The organism is Cytobacillus sp. FSL R5-0569, from assembly GCF_038007265.1.
Lineage (GTDB): Bacteria > Bacillota > Bacilli > Bacillales > Cytobacillaceae > Cytobacillus > Cytobacillus kochii.
In genome coordinates this window covers 1,003,664-1,021,795 of the sequence record NZ_JBBOWW010000001.1, presented here as the reverse complement: position 1 = coordinate 1,021,795, position 18,132 = coordinate 1,003,664, and the positions used below count along the sequence as shown (strand labels likewise).

At 35.1% G+C, this 18,132-nt stretch carries 13 protein-coding genes, 1 pseudogene and 1 riboswitch; of the genes and pseudogenes, 4 read left to right on the top strand and 10 right to left on the bottom strand.

The genetic code is table 11. The annotated features are described in order from the left end of the window. The first annotated feature begins 329 nt into the window (after window positions 1-329). Window positions 330-773 carry a GNAT family N-acetyltransferase gene (locus tag MKX78_RS05335; RefSeq protein ID WP_095370309.1) on the top strand — a complete coding sequence of 148 codons (444 nt, stop codon included), beginning with the start codon at window positions 330-332 and terminating at the stop codon, window positions 771-773. Window positions 774-928: 155 nt separating this feature from the next. Here MKX78_RS05335 and MKX78_RS05330 read toward each other — a convergent pair whose 3' ends face one another. Further along, the gene (locus tag MKX78_RS05330; RefSeq protein WP_095370310.1) at window positions 929-1,195 is read right to left on the bottom strand and encodes a hypothetical protein; all 267 of its coding nucleotides are present in this window, start codon (window positions 1,193-1,195) and stop codon (window positions 929-931) included. Between the two features lie 640 nt (window positions 1,196-1,835). Continuing rightward, window positions 1,836-1,880, top strand: a riboswitch (PreQ1 riboswitch). A gap of 6 nt (window positions 1,881-1,886) precedes the next feature. On the opposite strand from MKX78_RS05330, the gene MKX78_RS05325 reads away from it, so the two are divergent. Continuing rightward, window positions 1,887-2,405 carry a QueT transporter family protein gene (locus MKX78_RS05325; protein ID WP_307317121.1) on the top strand — a complete coding sequence of 173 codons (519 nt, stop codon included), beginning with the start codon at window positions 1,887-1,889 and terminating at the stop codon, window positions 2,403-2,405. Window positions 2,406-2,442: 37 nt separating this feature from the next. On the opposite strand, the gene MKX78_RS05320 is transcribed toward MKX78_RS05325, so the two are convergent. The 4 genes from MKX78_RS05320 to MKX78_RS05305 all read right to left on the bottom strand — a co-directional run bounded on the left by MKX78_RS05320 (window position 2,443) and on the right by MKX78_RS05305 (window position 10,071). Further along, a complete protein-coding gene (locus MKX78_RS05320) occupies window positions 2,443-3,282 on the bottom strand; it encodes a TerC family protein (protein ID WP_411674999.1) in 840 nt (279 codons plus the stop codon). 298 nt (window positions 3,283-3,580) lie between these two features. Next, window positions 3,581-5,206 (bottom strand): M20/M25/M40 family metallo-hydrolase, encoded by a 1,626-nt coding sequence (locus MKX78_RS05315; protein WP_095370312.1) that lies wholly within the window; start codon window positions 5,204-5,206, stop codon window positions 3,581-3,583. Between the two features lie 313 nt (window positions 5,207-5,519). Continuing rightward, window positions 5,520-6,890 (bottom strand): aspartate kinase, encoded by a 1,371-nt coding sequence (locus tag MKX78_RS05310; RefSeq protein ID WP_095370313.1) that lies wholly within the window; start codon window positions 6,888-6,890, stop codon window positions 5,520-5,522. A gap of 433 nt (window positions 6,891-7,323) precedes the next feature. After that, a complete protein-coding gene (locus MKX78_RS05305; RefSeq protein WP_341050146.1) occupies window positions 7,324-10,071 on the bottom strand; it encodes a GTP-binding protein in 2,748 nt (915 codons plus the stop codon). 330 nt (window positions 10,072-10,401) lie between these two features. On the opposite strand from MKX78_RS05305, the gene MKX78_RS05300 reads away from it, so the two are divergent. After that, window positions 10,402-11,319 (top strand): DUF1002 domain-containing protein, encoded by a 918-nt coding sequence (locus MKX78_RS05300; protein WP_224934877.1) that lies wholly within the window; start codon window positions 10,402-10,404, stop codon window positions 11,317-11,319. A 451-nt stretch (window positions 11,320-11,770) separates the two neighbouring features. Here MKX78_RS05300 and MKX78_RS05295 read toward each other — a convergent pair whose 3' ends face one another. The 3 genes from MKX78_RS05295 to MKX78_RS05285 form a co-directional block, all read right to left on the bottom strand. Beyond that, entirely contained in the window at window positions 11,771-12,664 is an 894-nt protein-coding gene (locus MKX78_RS05295) for a M23 family metallopeptidase (protein WP_341050145.1), read from the bottom strand. A 113-nt stretch (window positions 12,665-12,777) separates the two neighbouring features. Next, window positions 12,778-13,131: a hypothetical protein gene (locus tag MKX78_RS05290; protein ID WP_095370316.1), complete on the bottom strand. Its 354-nt coding sequence runs from the start codon at window positions 13,129-13,131 to the stop codon at window positions 12,778-12,780. 1 nt (window position 13,132) lies between these two features. Next, the gene (locus MKX78_RS05285) at window positions 13,133-13,600 is read right to left on the bottom strand and encodes a GNAT family N-acetyltransferase (protein WP_322909956.1); all 468 of its coding nucleotides are present in this window, start codon (window positions 13,598-13,600) and stop codon (window positions 13,133-13,135) included. Between the two features lie 193 nt (window positions 13,601-13,793). Here MKX78_RS05285 and MKX78_RS05280 point away from each other — a divergent pair, with 193 nt between their 5' ends. Then, window positions 13,794-15,452, top strand: coding sequence for a glutamine--tRNA ligase/YqeY domain fusion protein (locus tag MKX78_RS05280; protein WP_307317141.1), 1,659 nt, complete (start codon window positions 13,794-13,796; stop codon window positions 15,450-15,452). Window positions 15,453-16,239: 787 nt separating this feature from the next. Here the strand turns inward: MKX78_RS05280 and MKX78_RS05275 are convergent. Both MKX78_RS05275 and MKX78_RS05270 read right to left on the bottom strand, forming a co-directional pair. Then, window positions 16,240-16,503: pseudogene (locus tag MKX78_RS05275) on the bottom strand (ferredoxin). 126 nt (window positions 16,504-16,629) lie between these two features. Continuing rightward, window positions 16,630-18,126 (bottom strand): tripartite tricarboxylate transporter permease, encoded by a 1,497-nt coding sequence (locus tag MKX78_RS05270; protein WP_341050142.1) that lies wholly within the window; start codon window positions 18,124-18,126, stop codon window positions 16,630-16,632. Window positions 18,127-18,132 lie beyond the last annotated feature (6 nt).

Genomic DNA, 18,132 nt, shown 5'->3' with positions numbered 1-18,132 from the left:
ATGTCATAAAACCTTCACAAAATTTTAACAATTAAACAAACCTTATTAAATACTGTTTTATAACATATTCAAACAATATTGAGCTGTATTCATATAGGAGAATTTTCTTAGACCCATCAAATATCTGGTATATCAAAAACATATTGACATAAATACCCTTTTATATTACATTTTCTTATTTATTGATGTAATCTCCCCTCTTTAGCTAAGGTCCCAGACATAGAAAATTAACATGAAAGCCAAATAGGCAAATTTTCTGTGGTAGAATAATCCATAAATAACCGGTTTGGCTGGTTTAATAATACATTTAGCGATAAGGAGAATTTACCTTGGAATTTAAACTATTAGAAATGAATGATTTAACTAAATGCTCGGAAACATTTATTGAAGTATTCAATGATGAGCCATGGAATGATGAATGGACATTTACAAAGGCTAAAAAATATTTACTGAGTTTTTATCAGACACCTGGATTTTTAGGCGTTTTAGCAGTAGAAAACGACGAAATTATCGGCTTTATTCTTGGTGTAAAAAGAGTATGGTGGAGCGGAGATGAGTTTTTTATTAATGAAATGTGTGTAAAAACACAAAGTCAAAATAATGGTATTGGAAAAGCGCTGTTAAATCATTTAATAAAAGAGCTTCATAACAGTAATATAAGTAACATTACACTTCTCACAGATAGAGGTATACCTGCCGAAGAATTTTATAAGAAAAATGGTTTTGAAGAAATAGAAAGAATCATTTTCTTGCATAAGAACATCCAACTTTAGTTCTAGAAGTAGATTTATCCATTTTAATTGGATAAGAAAAGACTGGTGTTATAACCAATTATTGATAATAAACACCCAAATTGTAAAAGAAGGTCTTTTACTAACCAGAGTTTCTTTAGTTAAAGAGCCCATCTCGATTGAGAAGGGCTTTAGGTTTATTCATCTCGATTATCATTATCATTCATATCTTCCGGGTCTTCCACCGCATCTTCTGGATCCGGATCACTATCTTTTTCATCATCTTTAAACATAGTATCATCTTCATCTACTCCAGGTATGTTCTCATCACCATTATTATCATTTTCTACACCATTATTGGTTTCTGGAGGTGGATTCTGATCTTGATCATCATTCGCTCCACATGCTGCTAACGAGAAAGACAATAAGATACTTGAAAGAATGAATAAAAACCTTTTTGCCATAACTTTCAACTCCTTTTAAATTATTGACTCTTAAGTCGTAAATATTTTCCCCTTTTATAAGAAAAATATTTATAAAAAAGTAAACCTCCCACTTAGAGGAGATCTACTTGGAAGGAGTTATACACCAATAGTATGTTCTTGACGTATAGAAAGTATCCTTTTAATAAGGTTATTACTCATACTTAAAATATTGATCAACATAATTGAAGTTGACATCGCTTCTTGTTAGTGCATCCAATACAGAAAAACGCATTCAGATTTTAGTACTAAAAGAGTAATATGACAGAGCCAAGCTGGTTGTTAAGTATCCGATAGAAGATGAAGTGAAGTCAACTAGACTAAAAACTCAAGATGGATAAACGTACTATGGATATTTTTAAAGAACTTATTTGAAGTAACACTTGAAAAACGTAAAGATATAGATGAAATCTCAATTCACGGACTACACACGGAAGTATTTTGTTTTATAAAGGTATTTCTCTCTAAGGCATGCTGATGTAAATACAACCAATACACGCAGTTTAATAAGGGAATTAAGAAAAGTTGATGAGGATTTTACAGTGAAAGTTCTAGCAGCTTTATAATTCTTTTAAAAAATACCATTTACAAACACTCCTAAAACCTGATATTATAACCTATTGTTGACGTGGTTCGAAACCATCCCACGATAAAAAACTAGGAGTGTAATCAAATGAATATTAGAATGATTGTAGCTAATGGTCTTTTGGCTGCTATGTATATTGCCATATCAATGGTATTACAGCCAATTGCTTTTTCAGCTATTCAGTTTCGTTTTGCTGAGATATTTAATCATCTCATTGTTTTAAATCGTAAATTTATTTACGGCATTGTCCTTGGTGTTTTCTTAACGAACCTATTATTTTCACCAATGAAGCCATTTGATTTAACATTTGGGGTCGCCCATTCCATTATCTGTTTACTAATTAGCTTAGTACTTTTTAAATTTGTTAAAAATATTTGGTTACGGATGTTAGTAAACACCATCGTCTTTACTGTAATGATGTGGATTATTGCCTTACAATTAAAAATTGCTATTGGTCTTCCATTCTTATTCACATGGCTCACAACTGCCATTGGCGAATTTGCTGTTTTAATTATCGGGATGCCTATTATTTACTTTTTATATAAGCAGTTGTATAAAAGTAATTTAGATTTATCTAATGATATGAAAAAGCGTTCAACCTTTTAAAGAGGTGAACGCTTTTTTAATAACTCCAATCAAAATTTTACAATTGTTCTTTTTCTTCCTTTAATGCCTGATCTAAACGGTCGTCGTCTCCAGCTCCATCTTCATCAATTTTTTCTTTAGATAAGAACCAACCGCCTACTGCGATAAGAATAAGAACGATGTAGAACGTTGCTTTCCAAGCGGTTGAATGAGAGAATCCCTCCGGTAATACAGCCAGTGCAGGGTGTGCAAGAGTCGTAACTGCTAACTTTACACCTACCCAACCGACGATCAAAAAGGCAGTAATTTCTAACCCAGGACGTTTATGAAGTAAGTCTACAAAGATATTAGCTGCAAACCTCATAATAATTAGCCCAATCATACCACCTGCAAATACAACGAGGAATTGTCCTGTATCCATACTTCCAATTGTACCAATACCAGTTGGTGGTAATGCCATCGCTAAAGCAATTGCTGCCAAGATTGAGTCTATTGCAAAGGCAATATCAGCTAACTCAACTTTAAGAACCGTCATCCAAAAACCTGATTTCTTTTTCGGCTTGGCTGAAGGATCAGGCACGTCATGCTTTTTGACCAGAAACTTCCGGAATATATGATTCGCTGCGATAAAGATTAAATAAATTGCACCTAATGCTTGAATTTGCCATACATCAACAAGAAATGAAATAGCGAATAATGAAGCAAACCTAAATACAAACGCTCCAGCTAAACCATAAAATAATGCTTTCTTTCTTTCCTTTTCAGGTAAGTGTTTGACCATAATGGCTAGAACAAGTGCGTTATCCGCTGCTAATAATCCTTCTAATACGATAAGAACTAAAAGCACCCAACCATACTCTAATAATAATGCTGCTTCCAAATGAATTTCCTCCTTCATTTATGTAACATCCCCTGCGAATATCATCTTCAAGTAAGAAAAACAGTATTAGCATTTACTTAACATTCCCTGTTTATTTCACTTAAAAACAAAAAACCTTTACCGATATTCGGTAAAGGTTTAAAACATAAAAGACCTTCACCGAATTTGGTAAAGGTCTTGCTAACAACGATCAGAATTGTTGCCAACAAAGCCGAGAGCATGATACTCCGAATTGACGACTTTGCTGTAAAAGCTACTCCCCTTTGGAGATGCTATTCATTTGATACCTCTATCATATGCAATCATACCTCAGCTGTCAATCATTTTTTTGCTGTTCATGTATTTTTATTAAATGGGCTAATAGTTTTGGTAAAGTTTCGAAAGCAAAAGGAATTTGCAGACGCTCTGTTTTTTGATGTGCATCCCTTCCCATTGGTCCAACATTAATTACAGGGGCAGTTATCTTTGCCATTTCCTTAAATGGGATGGAATACAATTTCTCTCCTCCTGGCAAATTATCGTTATAAATATCCATATCCTTTAAATCAGCATGTAGGCCCGCATAACTCAAATCAGATATACCATTGAAATAATTGACTGGGTGAATACGCTCTTGATATTTTGTGTCAGCAAACTCTATTAAAGAAGAAGATAATTCAGCAATACACTCATTCTCACTAGAATTAACAGCAGGATAATACGGTGGGGCATAAAATAAAATAATCATCGGACCTAATTCTTGACACAGCATTGCCAATTGGTCGACAATTTGTATCGTTTGATCACGAATATCGCCCTCGGTCTCTTTGGCAATCGATTGCTCTAGTATATCTATATACTCTGCACTTGTTTTCTTGACTGCGTAAGCCCTGATTTCCTCATACAAATAAACGTGAATATGTGATAACTGTGACTCATCCAAACCATTTAATCGATATTTATCTCTTATAAATGCTTCCATTTTATCAGCGGCCTTTATAGCCACTTTCTTCATTTCATGCATGACATCAACAGGATTTCTTTTCATTAATAACACATTATAAAGACTTGCTGAACGATGAGGAATTTGTGTCGTATAGCCTTTTTTCAAATCTCTTTGCCAAAGCAATGTCGGTGGAGGAGACATCACACCATTTACCTGTTCTGAAAGCTCTTCATTCCACTCAACTTCATTCGTTAAAATAGATGACATCCAACAAGCATTCATCCCAGAAAACGGCTCACCGACATGAGATTCTTTCCCAAAACACAATGCTCCCGGCATAATTTTGCCTATCGTTCCTGTATAAAAATAATGATTATTATCTTGGGGAACTTGAGAAAACATCGGCTCGGAATTTAAATATAATGTATAATTGAGGCAATGTTCTTCTCCAAGAGAAACTAATCTTGGAATCACTTCTCTCATACCAACTGAATTCACTTCCTCGTCTGGGACAGCTACTAATAACAAATTGATGTTCCAGTCTTCATTCGCCGCTTTTTCTAACAAAGACATATGTTGAACTAATCCGCATTTCATATCCATCATACCTCTACCAAACAACCAATCTCCACTAATTAAATCTTCTTTTGCATCTTCCGGTAAGGTATCAAGACGATTATGCAGCTCTCTCGTCAATTCAACAGGATTAAAAGCGAGATGCTGCAGGTCACCATAGTCTTCAATATCTACTACGTCAAAATGACTAATCATCACTACCGTTTTTTCTGCTAAGTTATTTTTATATAGAGCCGTTAATATAGAACGACCATCTGAAGTCGGATGATTCACTACATACCCGGGATATTTTTGGTAATAAGGTAAAGATTTTAATACTTGTTCCACTCTTAAAGGAAAGTATTTCTCTCCTGGTGAAAGGCTAACACTATCAATGGACACAAGCTCTAATAAAGTGGCCAACATTTGACTTTTAGATTGAATAAACATATCTGTGCTCATATCACTTGCCCCCCTTATTATTTTCATCACCTAGGTGGTTGCCCTGAGATACTATATGCTTATGAATTAGTATAATGATGCGTGTTTTTTACTACTGTTTAAAGAATATATTAGTCCTTTGTACCAGCTAAGTAAATATATTTTTAGAAAATTGGAAAACGGGGTATATGTTAAACAATTAAAAACTTTAACAGAAACTACTCACAGTATTCATTCACATTCAGTAACTTAGGTATAGATAACACAAAGAACCTGCATATACACTTTTCTACCAGTGTATATGCAGGTTTCCCTACAGACCCCTAACATAGCTTTATCCAATTGGTAATGCGACCTCTGCAAAAAATTCTTCATACAATGCCTGAACAGCTTTCTTCTCATCTACTTCTTTAACCGCAAACATCATACTTACCTCTGAAGATCCTTGGTTAATCATTTCAATATTAACATCCGCTTTGGCTAAAGCATTCGCAGCCCGAGCCATCGTGCCAATGTTATGACGCATACCTTCGCCAACAACCATAATCAACGCCAAACTATGTTGAATATGTACTTCATCGGCTACTAATTCACTTTCTAAACGTTTAAGTAAAACTTCTTCTTCATCTTCTTGTAGTTGATTCTCTTTAATAATCACAGTCACATCGTCTATACCCGATGGTGTATGTTCATAACTAATCCCGAACTCTTCTAAAATGGCATATAATTTTCGACCAAATCCGATTTCACGATTTAATAAATATTTACTGACATAAATACTACAAAAACCAGTAGCACTCGCAATACCGACAACTGGCCCATTTTGATTTTCTCTTGTCCGTAAAATCGTCGTGCCTCTTGCCCTTGGATTATTCGTATTTTTGATTTGCACAGGGATTCCTGCTTGAATGGCAGGTATAAGCGCCTCTTCATGTAAAACAGTAAAACCTGCATACGATAATTCGCGCATTTCTCGATAAGTTAATTCTTTAATTTCTTTTGGCTGTTCAACGAAAGTTGGATTTACTGAAAAGACTGCATCCACATCGGTGAAATTTTCATATACATCTGCCTTTACCGCATATGCTAAAATCGACCCGGTGACATCAGAACCACTACGAGAAAAAGTAAATATCCCTCCGTTTTGGCCATAACCAAAAAATCCTGGAAAAATAATCAGTTCACAAGACTCACGTAGACGTCTAAGCTTTTCATAAGATTTAGGTAACACTTGCGCATTGCCATGCTCATTTGAAACAATTAGCCCTGCTTCTCTAGGATTCATATACTTAGCTTTCACGCCTTGTTCTTGGAAATAGCATGCAACCAATTTAGCATGGTTATCTTCTCCACTTGCTTTTATACAATCTAAGTATTGTTCAGGGTTGTTTTTATCTCCAGCCAGCCTCACTAATAAATCATTTTGAATCGTCTCAATGATGGTTGGCGGTAGTATAAGGTCGTCAGCAATTTCTTTATACCGAGCGACCACTTGCTCAATATAAGGACTCGGATCTTCATTATTGATTGCATGCAAACCACATGAAATAAGTAAATCAGTCACCTTTGTATCATTCTCATGTCTTTTACCCGGAGCCGACACCACAATTATTCTTCTTTCATTGTCAGAATGCACAATATCAAACACACGCTTTATATGCTTAGCATCGGCAAGCGATGAACCGCCAAATTTAACAACTTTCATCAAGACATCTCCCAATTTATTCTCTATTTTATATCTTCATTCTACTACTGAATGAGAAATAATCAAGAACTTTTTCTACTCAGTGAGAACAAATGTATTTTTAGAAAGGACATAAATGTGATGAAATGAACAATTTGTTAGTAGATACCAATGCGAAAAATTCTTGTTTTTGTAAAGAAAATCAGTGAAAATACCACTCATTTTTCTTCAAATGCCAATGATATGCTTTTTCTTAACAACAGCTAGTTGAAAATAATTTAAGCACTACTTCTAAACAATCTTTAATCGATATTTTCCTATTGCAACTATTACTCCATTCCTTACTTCAGCACTTTTGTCTTTTACTGACCTTAGGAAACTTATCTAAAAACACCGTAGACATAGTCTACGGTGCTTCAGTTCATTCATACGGGTATTTTATCAGCTATATTGATTAAATATATTGCTTTGGTGTTTGAGACTTCTCCGTCATCCATTCATATTGCTTCCATTTTAACTCAAATAATTTTAATGGATCATGGTAGACTTCTGGATTACTTCTCATTATCTCTAGTTCTTTGTTATCATTTGCAATTGTCATATGAGATTCTTTTACTGTTTCTTCTAATACCGCAAATGGTGATTGGAAAAACATTTGAATATCACGATCCAACGCTTTCTCAAAAAGTTCAAATTGCTGGATAAAGTTGTCTGTAATTTGACTTGCTACCTCACGATAGTCCTCATTGTCAACAAATTGTTTATACTTATTGTAAAGCATTGTTTTATTTTGTGGGATGAGTCCAAAGATCTTCCCTGCGCTTTTCAATAGCATTTGCGTTGGTGTATGACGTAGCATAATATTCGCTTTATCTAACCTTACAGTACCGTGAGTCAGGCGGTCAGCATCGCGCTTCCAATCTTCGAGAATACGGAAATCACAGTTTAATTGTAATTTTTCAAAGCCGTATAATTCATTGAAGCTATCCGCCATCTCTACTAAGAAAGCCTGGCCTGTCAAAAATTCTTGCTCACTTTCCATAATCCAAGCTTGAATGGATTCCCTATATTCCGGTAATACCTTTTCGGATATATACTGTTGGACTCGTTCATTCATTTCATTATTCAACTCGATATGAAGCTTACTAAAGTCACTATCTTCTCGAATCAATTGGCTACACTCACGTAAAATATCTGGAATAGCTGCGGCTAGCTTATCTTCCATCGTCTTTTTAATATCACGATAAGAGTGACTGATATTTTTCACTTTTTCTTCTTCCATATCTTCTAATTGATGAATAGCACCATTCAACTTTGTTAACATTTCTTCATGCCAGTTCATATCATCAATTAGCGCATTTTCTTTTTCTATTCGTTTATCAAGAAGAAACTTAATCGATTTTTGAATATAATGCAGCATCTTCTCTGTCCGCTCTTGCATTAAATGACGTCCTTCATTCAATCCAGCTAAAAATACTGCAAAATCTTTCAACTGTTCTGTTGGATCATATTGCGGTGAGTAAGCAAAGATTGTTGCTCTTGGAAAATAGGTAGAAACTCTATCAGCAGTTTCATCCATCCACTGCATGGCTTCTTCCTCACTACTAGCTGCATCCATATGATTTAAAATAAAATGCACCGGTAGACTAGGTGATTGCTCTCTAATTTTTACGGCAACATCTAATTCTCTATCTGTTAACGGATACTCTGCATTTAAGATAAATAACAGGCTATCGGCAAAATGCAAATATTGAAATACATCATTTCTAAACTTGTTACTGCTAGAAAGGCCTGGTGTATCCATAACCGCCATTCTTTGTTGCGATAGGAAAGGTAGAGAATGTTTATAATCGACCAATACTTGGTCCGATCGTTTTTCTCCTGTTCTTAAATCATCCATAGAGTCAAGCGGGATAATAGCAGTATCAGAAATGGAAGTGAGTTCTTTATAATCAGCATGCTTATACATCACAGTTGCCGTTGTATTCTCTGCTTTCACATGATCTCCAAGTAATTCTTGGACAAACTCGGTCTTTCCACTCCCAGACATCCCCGCAATGATGACATGATTTGTTTCTAAATCAAGTAGTTCTTTTACCATCCATTCAAATCTTGCACCCATTAATACATCGTGTTTTCTTGCCCACTCCATGATGGATTGGAATAATTGATAATTCTCTTCAAGCGTATGCTCCACTGGCGCTGCTTCTTCTATCATTCTTTCCGCATCATTCATCACTTCAGCATCAAAACTCTTAGTAAATAGATCACTCCATGCAAGAACTGAAGCCGATGCAATAAGGCGGTAAGTATCTGAAGAGATTCTCAACCAGTTTTGCAAATGAGGTGGAACGATTTTAGAAATCCCTTTTATTTGTTTTTCGCCATTTATTAATTCGAAATAAGTATCATGATAAATAACCGATAATTCGTTCCAATGATACCCGCTTTGTGTATCTAACTTTTGCATAAGTTGGTTAAATTCATCTAACCAATTAAAATAGTATTCTTCCCCTTTATAGCTTTGCCAAAATGCGACAGATACAGCTTCGAACTGGCGAACATCATTTTGATAAAGAATCGTTAACGCCTCAATAAAATACTTGGGAGCCGTTTTTTTCGTTTTCCCTTCTATAACATATCCCTTTAATGTGTGGAACCAGCTAATTTCTTGCGTTCTCATGGCTTCATTTACAGCTAATTCCACTGCATTTTGCCAATCTTGATGGTCTTCAAAAAAGACGCGTGCGATTCTTGTTACATCTGGATAATCCGGATTTAAGAAGACTGCTTTTTTAATAGCATCTACTGCCTTCTCTAATTTTCCCTGTTGTATGTATAGAGAGAATAATTGGAGGAGTACTTCTATCTTCAATACATCTGAATCTGTATCAATTGATAAATAAATTTCCTCCGCAGTACCTAAGAGGTCTAATTCAAAATAGGCATCTGCGACATTTTTCCGTGCCCATGGTTGAAACTCATTATCTATATTTTCCCATTTAAAGATGGCCGCTTCATAATCTTTATGATGAAAATATACTTCACCTTGTGCAAACCGAATCATTGTCAGGTCTGGCGATTCTTTTAAATTCTCTTGCATATAAGCATTCCCTAATACTTCAACGGGATGTGTATGTTCATGATTAATTGTAAATGTGTCATGGAATTGTTTATTAATTAATTGATTTTCTATACTCATGATTGTTCCCTCTCTTTGCAATTTAGGATAGAACCATTATCCTATCTGCTTCTATCCTGTTATTCTAACAAAATAATCACTGCAAATAATTTCATTTAGCTATCATTTTTGATACATAAATGTTGAAGAATGTAATATTTTTAACTTACATTTATATTATTCGTTGCATTGTTACCTTTTTTGCACGTTGAATAGGAATTAGTTTTTGATAGGATTATATTTTTTAGAGTATGCCGAGTTTATACTATACATACCTCTCATCAATTTCTTTAAAATGAAACCTTTTTTATCCTGAAACGTCTATAATCTTAGTGAAAGGAGCGTCATACGATGAAGAAAAAATCGAGGGTTTTATCTATTATAACAACTATTACCCTATTATTCTCATTACAAACCACTGTTTTTGCTTCAACAGGGTCAGCCGATTCTGAGGAAAGTATTAATGAGAAATATGGATTACCAATTGTTGCCTATGGTGAGGCTTTAAGTTCAAGCCAGAAAGAGGAAACCAAAAAGCTATTAGGTGTAAAAGAAAACAGTAAAGTAGAAGAAATTATTATTACTGCTGATGATATTGTTCATTATATTAAAGGTGATCCCCGCTCTAATATGTATTCCTCCGCGAAGATTACGCGCACAGATACAGGTAAGGGTGTAATCATCAACCAAATGACACCTGAAAACATTACTGAAGTAACTGATGAAATGTATGCCAATGCCTTACTTACAGCTGGTATAGAAGAAGCCATAGTTGATATCGCTTCTCCGGTAAAAGTCAGTGGTCACTCAGCTTTAGTTGGAATATACAAAGCCTATGACCAAGGTGAAGGCGAGAAGTTAGATGAGGAAAGAACAGAAGTAGCTAACGAAGAACTAAGTATTGCGACAAATTTAGCAAAAAAAGAAGGTATGGACCAAGAGAAGGTAACCGAACTGCTCACTGAAATCAAAAAAGAAATAGCTGAGCAAAACCCTGCAACAAAGGAAGATATCCAACAAATTGTTGATGAACAAATGCAAAAGCTAGAAATACAGCTTAGCGAAGAAGACCGCAAGCTCCTCTATGACCTTTTTGAAAAAATGCGAGAACTTAATATTAACTTTGATAATGTCAAATCCCAATTAGAGGATTTGGCCAATAGTGTACAGGAAAAAATTTCAGAAGCAGTTGGTGATAAAGGTTTTCTTCAAGCTGTATCTGACTTCTTTAAGAATTTAATCGATTCTATAAAAGGAATTTTCTCCTAATAAATTTGAACCAACTCCAATTACGGAGTTGGTTCTTCTCTTTTTGAAAGATTTCAGTAGGACACACAAGACCAATTTTGCGAAACTCACTTACTTTTTTATTTCTAAAGTAGTAAATGCATGATAGCAAACTATCAATATATAAGTGAAGAGACACCATGCGGGTAATCACAATAGATAGCTGGTGAAATCGAGGGTGCACGGGCTTCTTTGGGTATTCAGCATAGTTAGCTGAGCACAAATCGAAATTGCTCGGCCTTCTTGGGAGTTTTCAGCTTACTTAGCTGGACAAACCGAGATTGCTTGGGTTTCTTTAGAGTTTTCAGCTTACTTAGCTGGGCAAAACTCATGTGTTTGGCTATCACTTGAATTTCTGGCAGCAAACCTCTATAACTTTGTTAATCACCCAAGGGGACCAAACGATTGACATATAGCCTTTCTTCATTGACAATCACCAAACGATGCTATTTCTAACTAAAAATCTGCCATCAAATTCAATCGGAACGCCTTTTCCGTCTTTTTCAGCATGAATATGTAGATGTGGTTCTGATGTATTACCTGAATTGCCAACTAAACCGATTGGCTCGCCTACTTCTACCCTGTCACCTGATTGAACACGTACACTACCTTCTTGCATATGTGCTAGTAAAACCTCTACACCTTCACAGGATATAACAACTGAATTACCTGCTGCATTTTTAGGGTCTGCATTGGGAGGGACTAAATCTGCTAAATCATTCTCCGCTTGGACAACCTCTCCAGTACACGGACTTGTTAGCTCATCACCGAATATTTCGTATTTATCCAACTCATTGGGATAAATTCCAGTTGCTCGACTACCTAGCGCATTTAATTTCACGATATCTACCGCATAGGCTTGACTCTCATGAGCATGATGATAATTGATTTGGACATGACTGCCACCTTGCCCAACATAATAAACCCCATCATGCAGCGGGAAATCTAACTGTACTGCCTTCATATTCGTTGAGAAACCACTAAATGTCGATACATTATAATAACCAAAAACAAGAATAAGAAGCCCGTAAATGACCATTGATATTTTTTGCGATAAATTGAATTCTGTCTTAAACGTTAGTTTGTTCACTTTCTTCCAAGATAAAAATACAGCAGCAATGAAAAAGACCAAAATAAGAAATCGTAAGTAGTAACTAAACAAATCCCACGGAGAGGAAAAGAACAGCCAAAGGATGAGTAAACTTGTCATCGTAGCCTGTAAAAGCCAGTCTAGCTTACTATGAACCTTTCCTTTCCATAATGAAAAAGAAAAAACAACAGGTAAAACAAACTGAATAAACAATAAAAAGAGGATATCAAAGGTCATCGAATGTCTCCTTTTCTCGTAAAGTTATCTAAGATACGTCTGACGACTATTAAATGTTCCCTTTTTTTTATGAAAATGACTTTTACCCTGTAGAGCGACTGAATAAAGTACCTTCATTGCTCAGATATATTTTGTAATAACCTCTCCACTCTGTCCAAACTAATAAATAAAACAAGCATTGATCCTATGCCCCAAAAGTGCCAATATCTTGTATTATGGAAGAGTAGAACTGCTCCAACGAAAAACATTAGTAAGGAAAAAACGATACTAAGTAAGACTTTCTTATCTTTCAAAATAGTCGTTTTTAAAGAAACTCTCCTTTTTCTTACTACAATAATAGCCAAGAAACACATCCCTAAAGCAATAATATGCATAATTCCATTTCCGTTTCTACCTAATTGATCAACTGTTAAAGATAACAAAAAGCTTCCAACTACAATCATGCTCACACTTAAAATGACGCGCATTTCACCCCTCACTCCCTCTACTTAAACATCGGATCCACTCATATTCAATAGCAGGTAGCCCTTCTTCGTTATCACTACTATAGGCTATCTTTTTAAATCCTTTGCCTTCGTAAAACTGCTGTGCTTTTTTGTTTACTTCGAAAGTATATAACTTTAAACGCCCGCATGAACGAGCTTTCGCATGCTCTAATAATGCCCCACCAATCCCCAATCCTTGATGAGCTAAATGTACATATAGTTGATTAATCTCGCCTTCATTATAAGCAATCATGCCAATTGGCGTTTCATTTAGCACCGCTAAATCTACTTGAAATTGTTTTGTTAACATATGATTGAGAAAATAGATATGCTCTGTCATACTATGTATTTCCTTTTGACCAATAGCAGCTTCTTTACTCTCCCTCCAAAAGCTAACTGTCGAGAGGGCATACTTCTTTTCATAAGCAATGATTCGCCAGCCTTTCACCATATAACTCTCCCCTTCATTGTCCAACCTTATATATATTCATGACAAAAAGTTGATCCCCTCCTTATTTATATAGAGAAAAACTTTTTAAGCGCGCTTTTTTTGTATATAATAGATAGAATCAACAGGCACTTTATTTATAGGCTTATTCAGATTAAAATAAGGTAAAGAACAAGGTAGAAAGGCTGATATCGGATTGGAACAATCAAACTTTATTCGTACAATTATTAAAGAAGATTTAGAAAATGGAAAGCGCGACACTGTTGTAACCCGTTTCCCACCTGAACCAAATGGCTATCTTCATATTGGACATGCCAAATCCATCATTATTAACTTTGGTTTAGCAGACGATTTTAACGGGCAAACAAACTTACGCTTTGACGATACAAACCCACTAAAAGAAGACCAAGAATATGTCGATGCCATTAAAGAAGATGTAAAATGGCTCGGGTATGATTGGGAAGAGCTACATTATGCATCCAATTACTTTGATGAAATGTATAACCGTGCAGTGCTTTTAATTAAAAAAGGCAAAGCATATGTCGATGATTTAAACCAAGATGAAATTCGTGAGTACCGTGGGACTTTAACTGAGCCTGGTAAAGAAAGTCCTTATCGTAACCGTTCAATTGAAGAAAACCTAGACCTATTCGAAAAAATGAAAAACGGGGAATATGAAAACGGTCAAAAAGTTTTGCGTGCAAAGATAGATATGTCATCACCAAACTTAAATTTACGCGACCCTGTCATTTACCGTATCTCTCATGCGACTCATCACAATACGGGTGATACATGGTGTATTTATCCTATGTACGCTTTTGCCCATCCGCTTGAAGATGCAATCGAAGGTGTAACGCACTCATTATGCACGACAGAATTCGAAGATCAACGTCCTCTTTATAATTGGGTTGTAGCGGAATGTGAAATGGAAAACCAACCACAACAGATTGAATTCGGACGCTTAAATATTACAAATACAGTAATGAGTAAGCGAAAACTAAAGCAATTAGTAGATGAAGGAATTGTTGATGGCTGGGATGACCCAAGAATGCCAACGATATCGGGTCTGCGTCGCAAAGGGTATACTGCTAGTGCCATTCGTGAATTTGTTCAAGAAACTGGTGTCTCTAAAGGTAGTGGTGCAGTGGATGAAATGATGCTTGAGCACTATGTGCGCGAAGATTTAAAACTCAGTGCCCCACGAACAATGGGAATCTTGAAACCTTTAAAAGTTGTAATCACCAATTACCCTGAAGGCGAATCCGAGTGGTTAGAAGCGGAAAACAATCCTGAAAACGAGGAAATGGGCACAAGACAAATTCCATTCTCTCGTGAAATATATATAGAACAAGAGGACTTTATGGAAAATCCTCCAAAAAAATATTTCCGTCTTTTCCCTGGAAATGAAGTGCGCTTAAAGCATGCTTATTTCATCAAATGTAATGATGTGATTAAAGATGAAGATGGTAATGTTGTTGAATTACACTGCACTTATGATGTTGAAACGAAAAGTGGTACAGGTTTTACAGGTCGTAAAGTCAAAGGTACATTACACTGGGTTGATGCAAAAAGTGCCATCCCTGCTGAATTCCGTCTATATGAACCTTTAGTATTAGACGAGCAAATGAAAGAAGAAGCATCAGAAGACAAAGATTTCTTAGACTATATTAATCCAAATTCACTTGAAGTGGTGCAAGGATTTATTGAACCAAACTTGAAAGATGTTCAACCACAAGATAAATTCCAGTTTTTCCGTCACGGTTACTTCAATGTCGATTCTAAATATAGTACACCTGAAAAACCAGTCTTCAACCGAATTGTATCGTTAAAAAGCTCTTTTAAGCTAAATAAGTAAGATATCTTACGCGAATGATTTGAGATTGATGAACATTCGGGTGTGTATTATAAACTGTGTAAGTAAAAGAATGTGTGGCTTTTACTGCACAGTTTATTATTTTTGGTAAAATAAAAGTTAGGAGATTTATTTTACTAATAGGAAGCATAATCAAGAGTCGTTGATTTAGTGAACTTATCTTAGAAAGGTATCAACCAGAATAAGGTGGAAAGTATGTAAAATACTTAAATAATTTATTATCGTATGTTTGATTTCTAGGCTATGATGAAGAATCAAAAGATACTCTTGGTTTATGGTATAATGAACAGAAAATAACCAGAAATGGATTCAAATTTGATGAAATCAAATCTAGAGGTGTAGAAGGTATACTTTTTTATTGATGGATGGTGACAGTAGATTAAAGAATAGTACTTTTGCATTTTACTGATATTATTGCTGAAAAATGTAATCTATTTGATTCCTAACCATTTTAAAATATGTACTAAGTAAAGAATTTCTCCCTAACCTTAAGTCAAGCGATATTGCGTTTTAAACCTTCAAACCAGTGATTTTCCTATACCAGAGTATAGATCTATGGGTTCAGACTTTAACAAGTGGACCACTTATTTTATTATGGAGCCATTTGTAAATTAATTCCACAACAAATACCGTAAAGAGTATCCACTCACTCTCTTCGAAAGTTGACGAAAAAGGGAGCATTTCAAAATGACAATGCCCTTTTTAAACTCAACTATAAACTCATTAAATAATTAAGAAAATAAAAATGGAATCGGATTACAAAGCTATTCTAAATTAGATAAATAAAGGTATTCATTTCTTTCATTATATTGAATGGTTCCTTAACGATTTTTATTGAATCAGTAGGACACCCCTCAATGGCATCTTCAACATCTACTAATAAAGTTTTCTGGAATTTCTACCATTCCTAAATTATCATCTAGTGAAACGAAGCAATCCCCTCATCATCATAGTCATATATTTCAGGTGCTGTTGCTCCGCATGCCCCACATGCAATACAAGTTTCTTTATCAATTAATATATAACTCGCCACTTGAATTATCTCCCTCTTTTAATAATTACTTAAGATCTTAACGTGTAATTTCAAGCATATAAATAAACATTTTTACTAAGTTATCCACTATACTAATAGTGAAAACCATCACTCTAAATGCTACAACTAGATATCAATCCCTTCCGTGTTAACAACATTTTTATTTCGAAAATTATTCACTATAGTCAAAATAAATACACCTACTACTATTAATAAAAGGACGAGTGAAATAGGTCTTTCAACGAAAATCATATAACTTCCTTGTGAAAGTGATAATGATCTTCTTAAACTCGATTCGATAATTGGCGCTAAAACAAAGGCTAGTATAAAATAAGTAACCGAAAAATTCAGTGTTTTTAAAATATACGCTAATACTCCTAACACTAAAGCAACCCAGAGATCAAAATAAACCCCATACGAAGTATAGACTCCCACTAAAGAAAACATGATTATAGATGGTATGAGATATGAGTCTTTTATGACTAATACCTTGGCAAACATTCCTGTCATAAATTTACCCATGATGTACATCCCGATGGTTGTAAAAAGAAAACCAATAAAAATTGCATTAATCAAATCAGCATTTTTTTCTAAAACGTGAGGTCCCGGTTGGATGCCATGAATAATAAAAGCACCAGCAATAATGGCTATAGATGCAGAACCAGGTATCCCTAAGGTCAAAAGAGGGAGAAGGGAACCACCAACAACTGCATTATTTGCTGATTCGGGAGCGACAATACCCTCAGCACTACCATTCCCAAATTCTTCTGGCTTCTTGGAAGTTTTCTTTGCCAAAAGATAAGCAAACCAACTAGATGCATTAGCACCAAGTCCTGGAATAATACCAACAATTGCTCCAATAATTGATCCAGTCGTAGTAGCTTTTCTTACCTTCCAATACTCTTTAATACTTATTTTTATTTTTAAATCCTTGGCAACTATCTTTCTATTTTTATTAATATCATTTTTTAACATTTGAAAAATCTCGGTAAAAGCAAACAAACCCACAACTACAGCTATTAAATTTATGCCACCCATCAACTCAATAAATCCACCAGTAAATCGGGCTTGCCCTGTGAATAAATCAAGTCCAATAGTCGCTGTCATAAAGCCTAATATAATTGAGATAAACCCTCTTATTTTATCCTTAACTCCTAATGAAGCTACAGCGACTAACCCTAATAAACCTATTAGAAAATACTCAGGATCCCCTAATTTTAAAGCAACATTAGCTATCGGCTTAGATAAGAAAATTAGTACTAGCCCGCCAAATAAACCTCCTATTGTTGATGCAGTCAAAGAATACGCAAGAGCCTTGCCAGGGGATTTTTTTTGAGCATAAGGTTGTCCATCTAATTTTGTAGCTGCTGCCATTGCAGTACCAGGAATCCCTAATAATATAGCAGATATTGAACCTCCATATTCAGATCCTTGATAACAAGCTAGCAATAATAATATAGAATGGAGCGGACTAAGAGCATAAGATAACGGTAACAGTAATGATATTGCTAACATTAACCCTAAGCCGGGCAATGCACCTAAAAACATCCCTACAAATAAGCCTATTGAAATAACCAAGACACTAACAATAATACTCATGAAATCTAAACTAAGTAATTCCAAGTGAAT

What these genes read in the sequence shown, in the direction of transcription:
- MKX78_RS05310 (WP_095370313.1), bottom strand. Translation starts at nt 6,890, where the DNA reads ATGAAAGTTGTTAAATTTGGCGGTTCATCGCTTGCCGATGCTAAGCAT.
- MKX78_RS05290 (WP_095370316.1), bottom strand. Translation starts at nt 13,131, where the DNA reads ATGCGCGTCATTTTAAGTGTGAGCATGATTGTAGTTGGAAGCTTTTTG.
- MKX78_RS05315 (WP_095370312.1), bottom strand. Translation starts at nt 5,206, where the DNA reads ATGAGCACAGATATGTTTATTCAATCTAAAAGTCAAATGTTGGCCACT.
- MKX78_RS05305 (WP_341050146.1), bottom strand. Translation starts at nt 10,071, where the DNA reads ATGAGTATAGAAAATCAATTAATTAATAAACAATTCCATGACACATTT.
- MKX78_RS05330 (WP_095370310.1), bottom strand. Translation starts at nt 1,195, where the DNA reads ATGGCAAAAAGGTTTTTATTCATTCTTTCAAGTATCTTATTGTCTTTC.
- MKX78_RS05300 (WP_224934877.1), top strand. Translation starts at nt 10,402, where the DNA reads ATGAAGAAAAAATCGAGGGTTTTATCTATTATAACAACTATTACCCTA.
- MKX78_RS05325 (WP_307317121.1), top strand. Translation starts at nt 1,887, where the DNA reads ATGAATATTAGAATGATTGTAGCTAATGGTCTTTTGGCTGCTATGTAT.
- MKX78_RS05285 (WP_322909956.1), bottom strand. Translation starts at nt 13,600, where the DNA reads ATGGTGAAAGGCTGGCGAATCATTGCTTATGAAAAGAAGTATGCCCTC.
- MKX78_RS05295 (WP_341050145.1), bottom strand. Translation starts at nt 12,664, where the DNA reads ATGACCTTTGATATCCTCTTTTTATTGTTTATTCAGTTTGTTTTACCT.
- MKX78_RS05320 (WP_411674999.1), bottom strand. Translation starts at nt 3,282, where the DNA reads ATGAAGGAGGAAATTCATTTGGAAGCAGCATTATTATTAGAGTATGGT.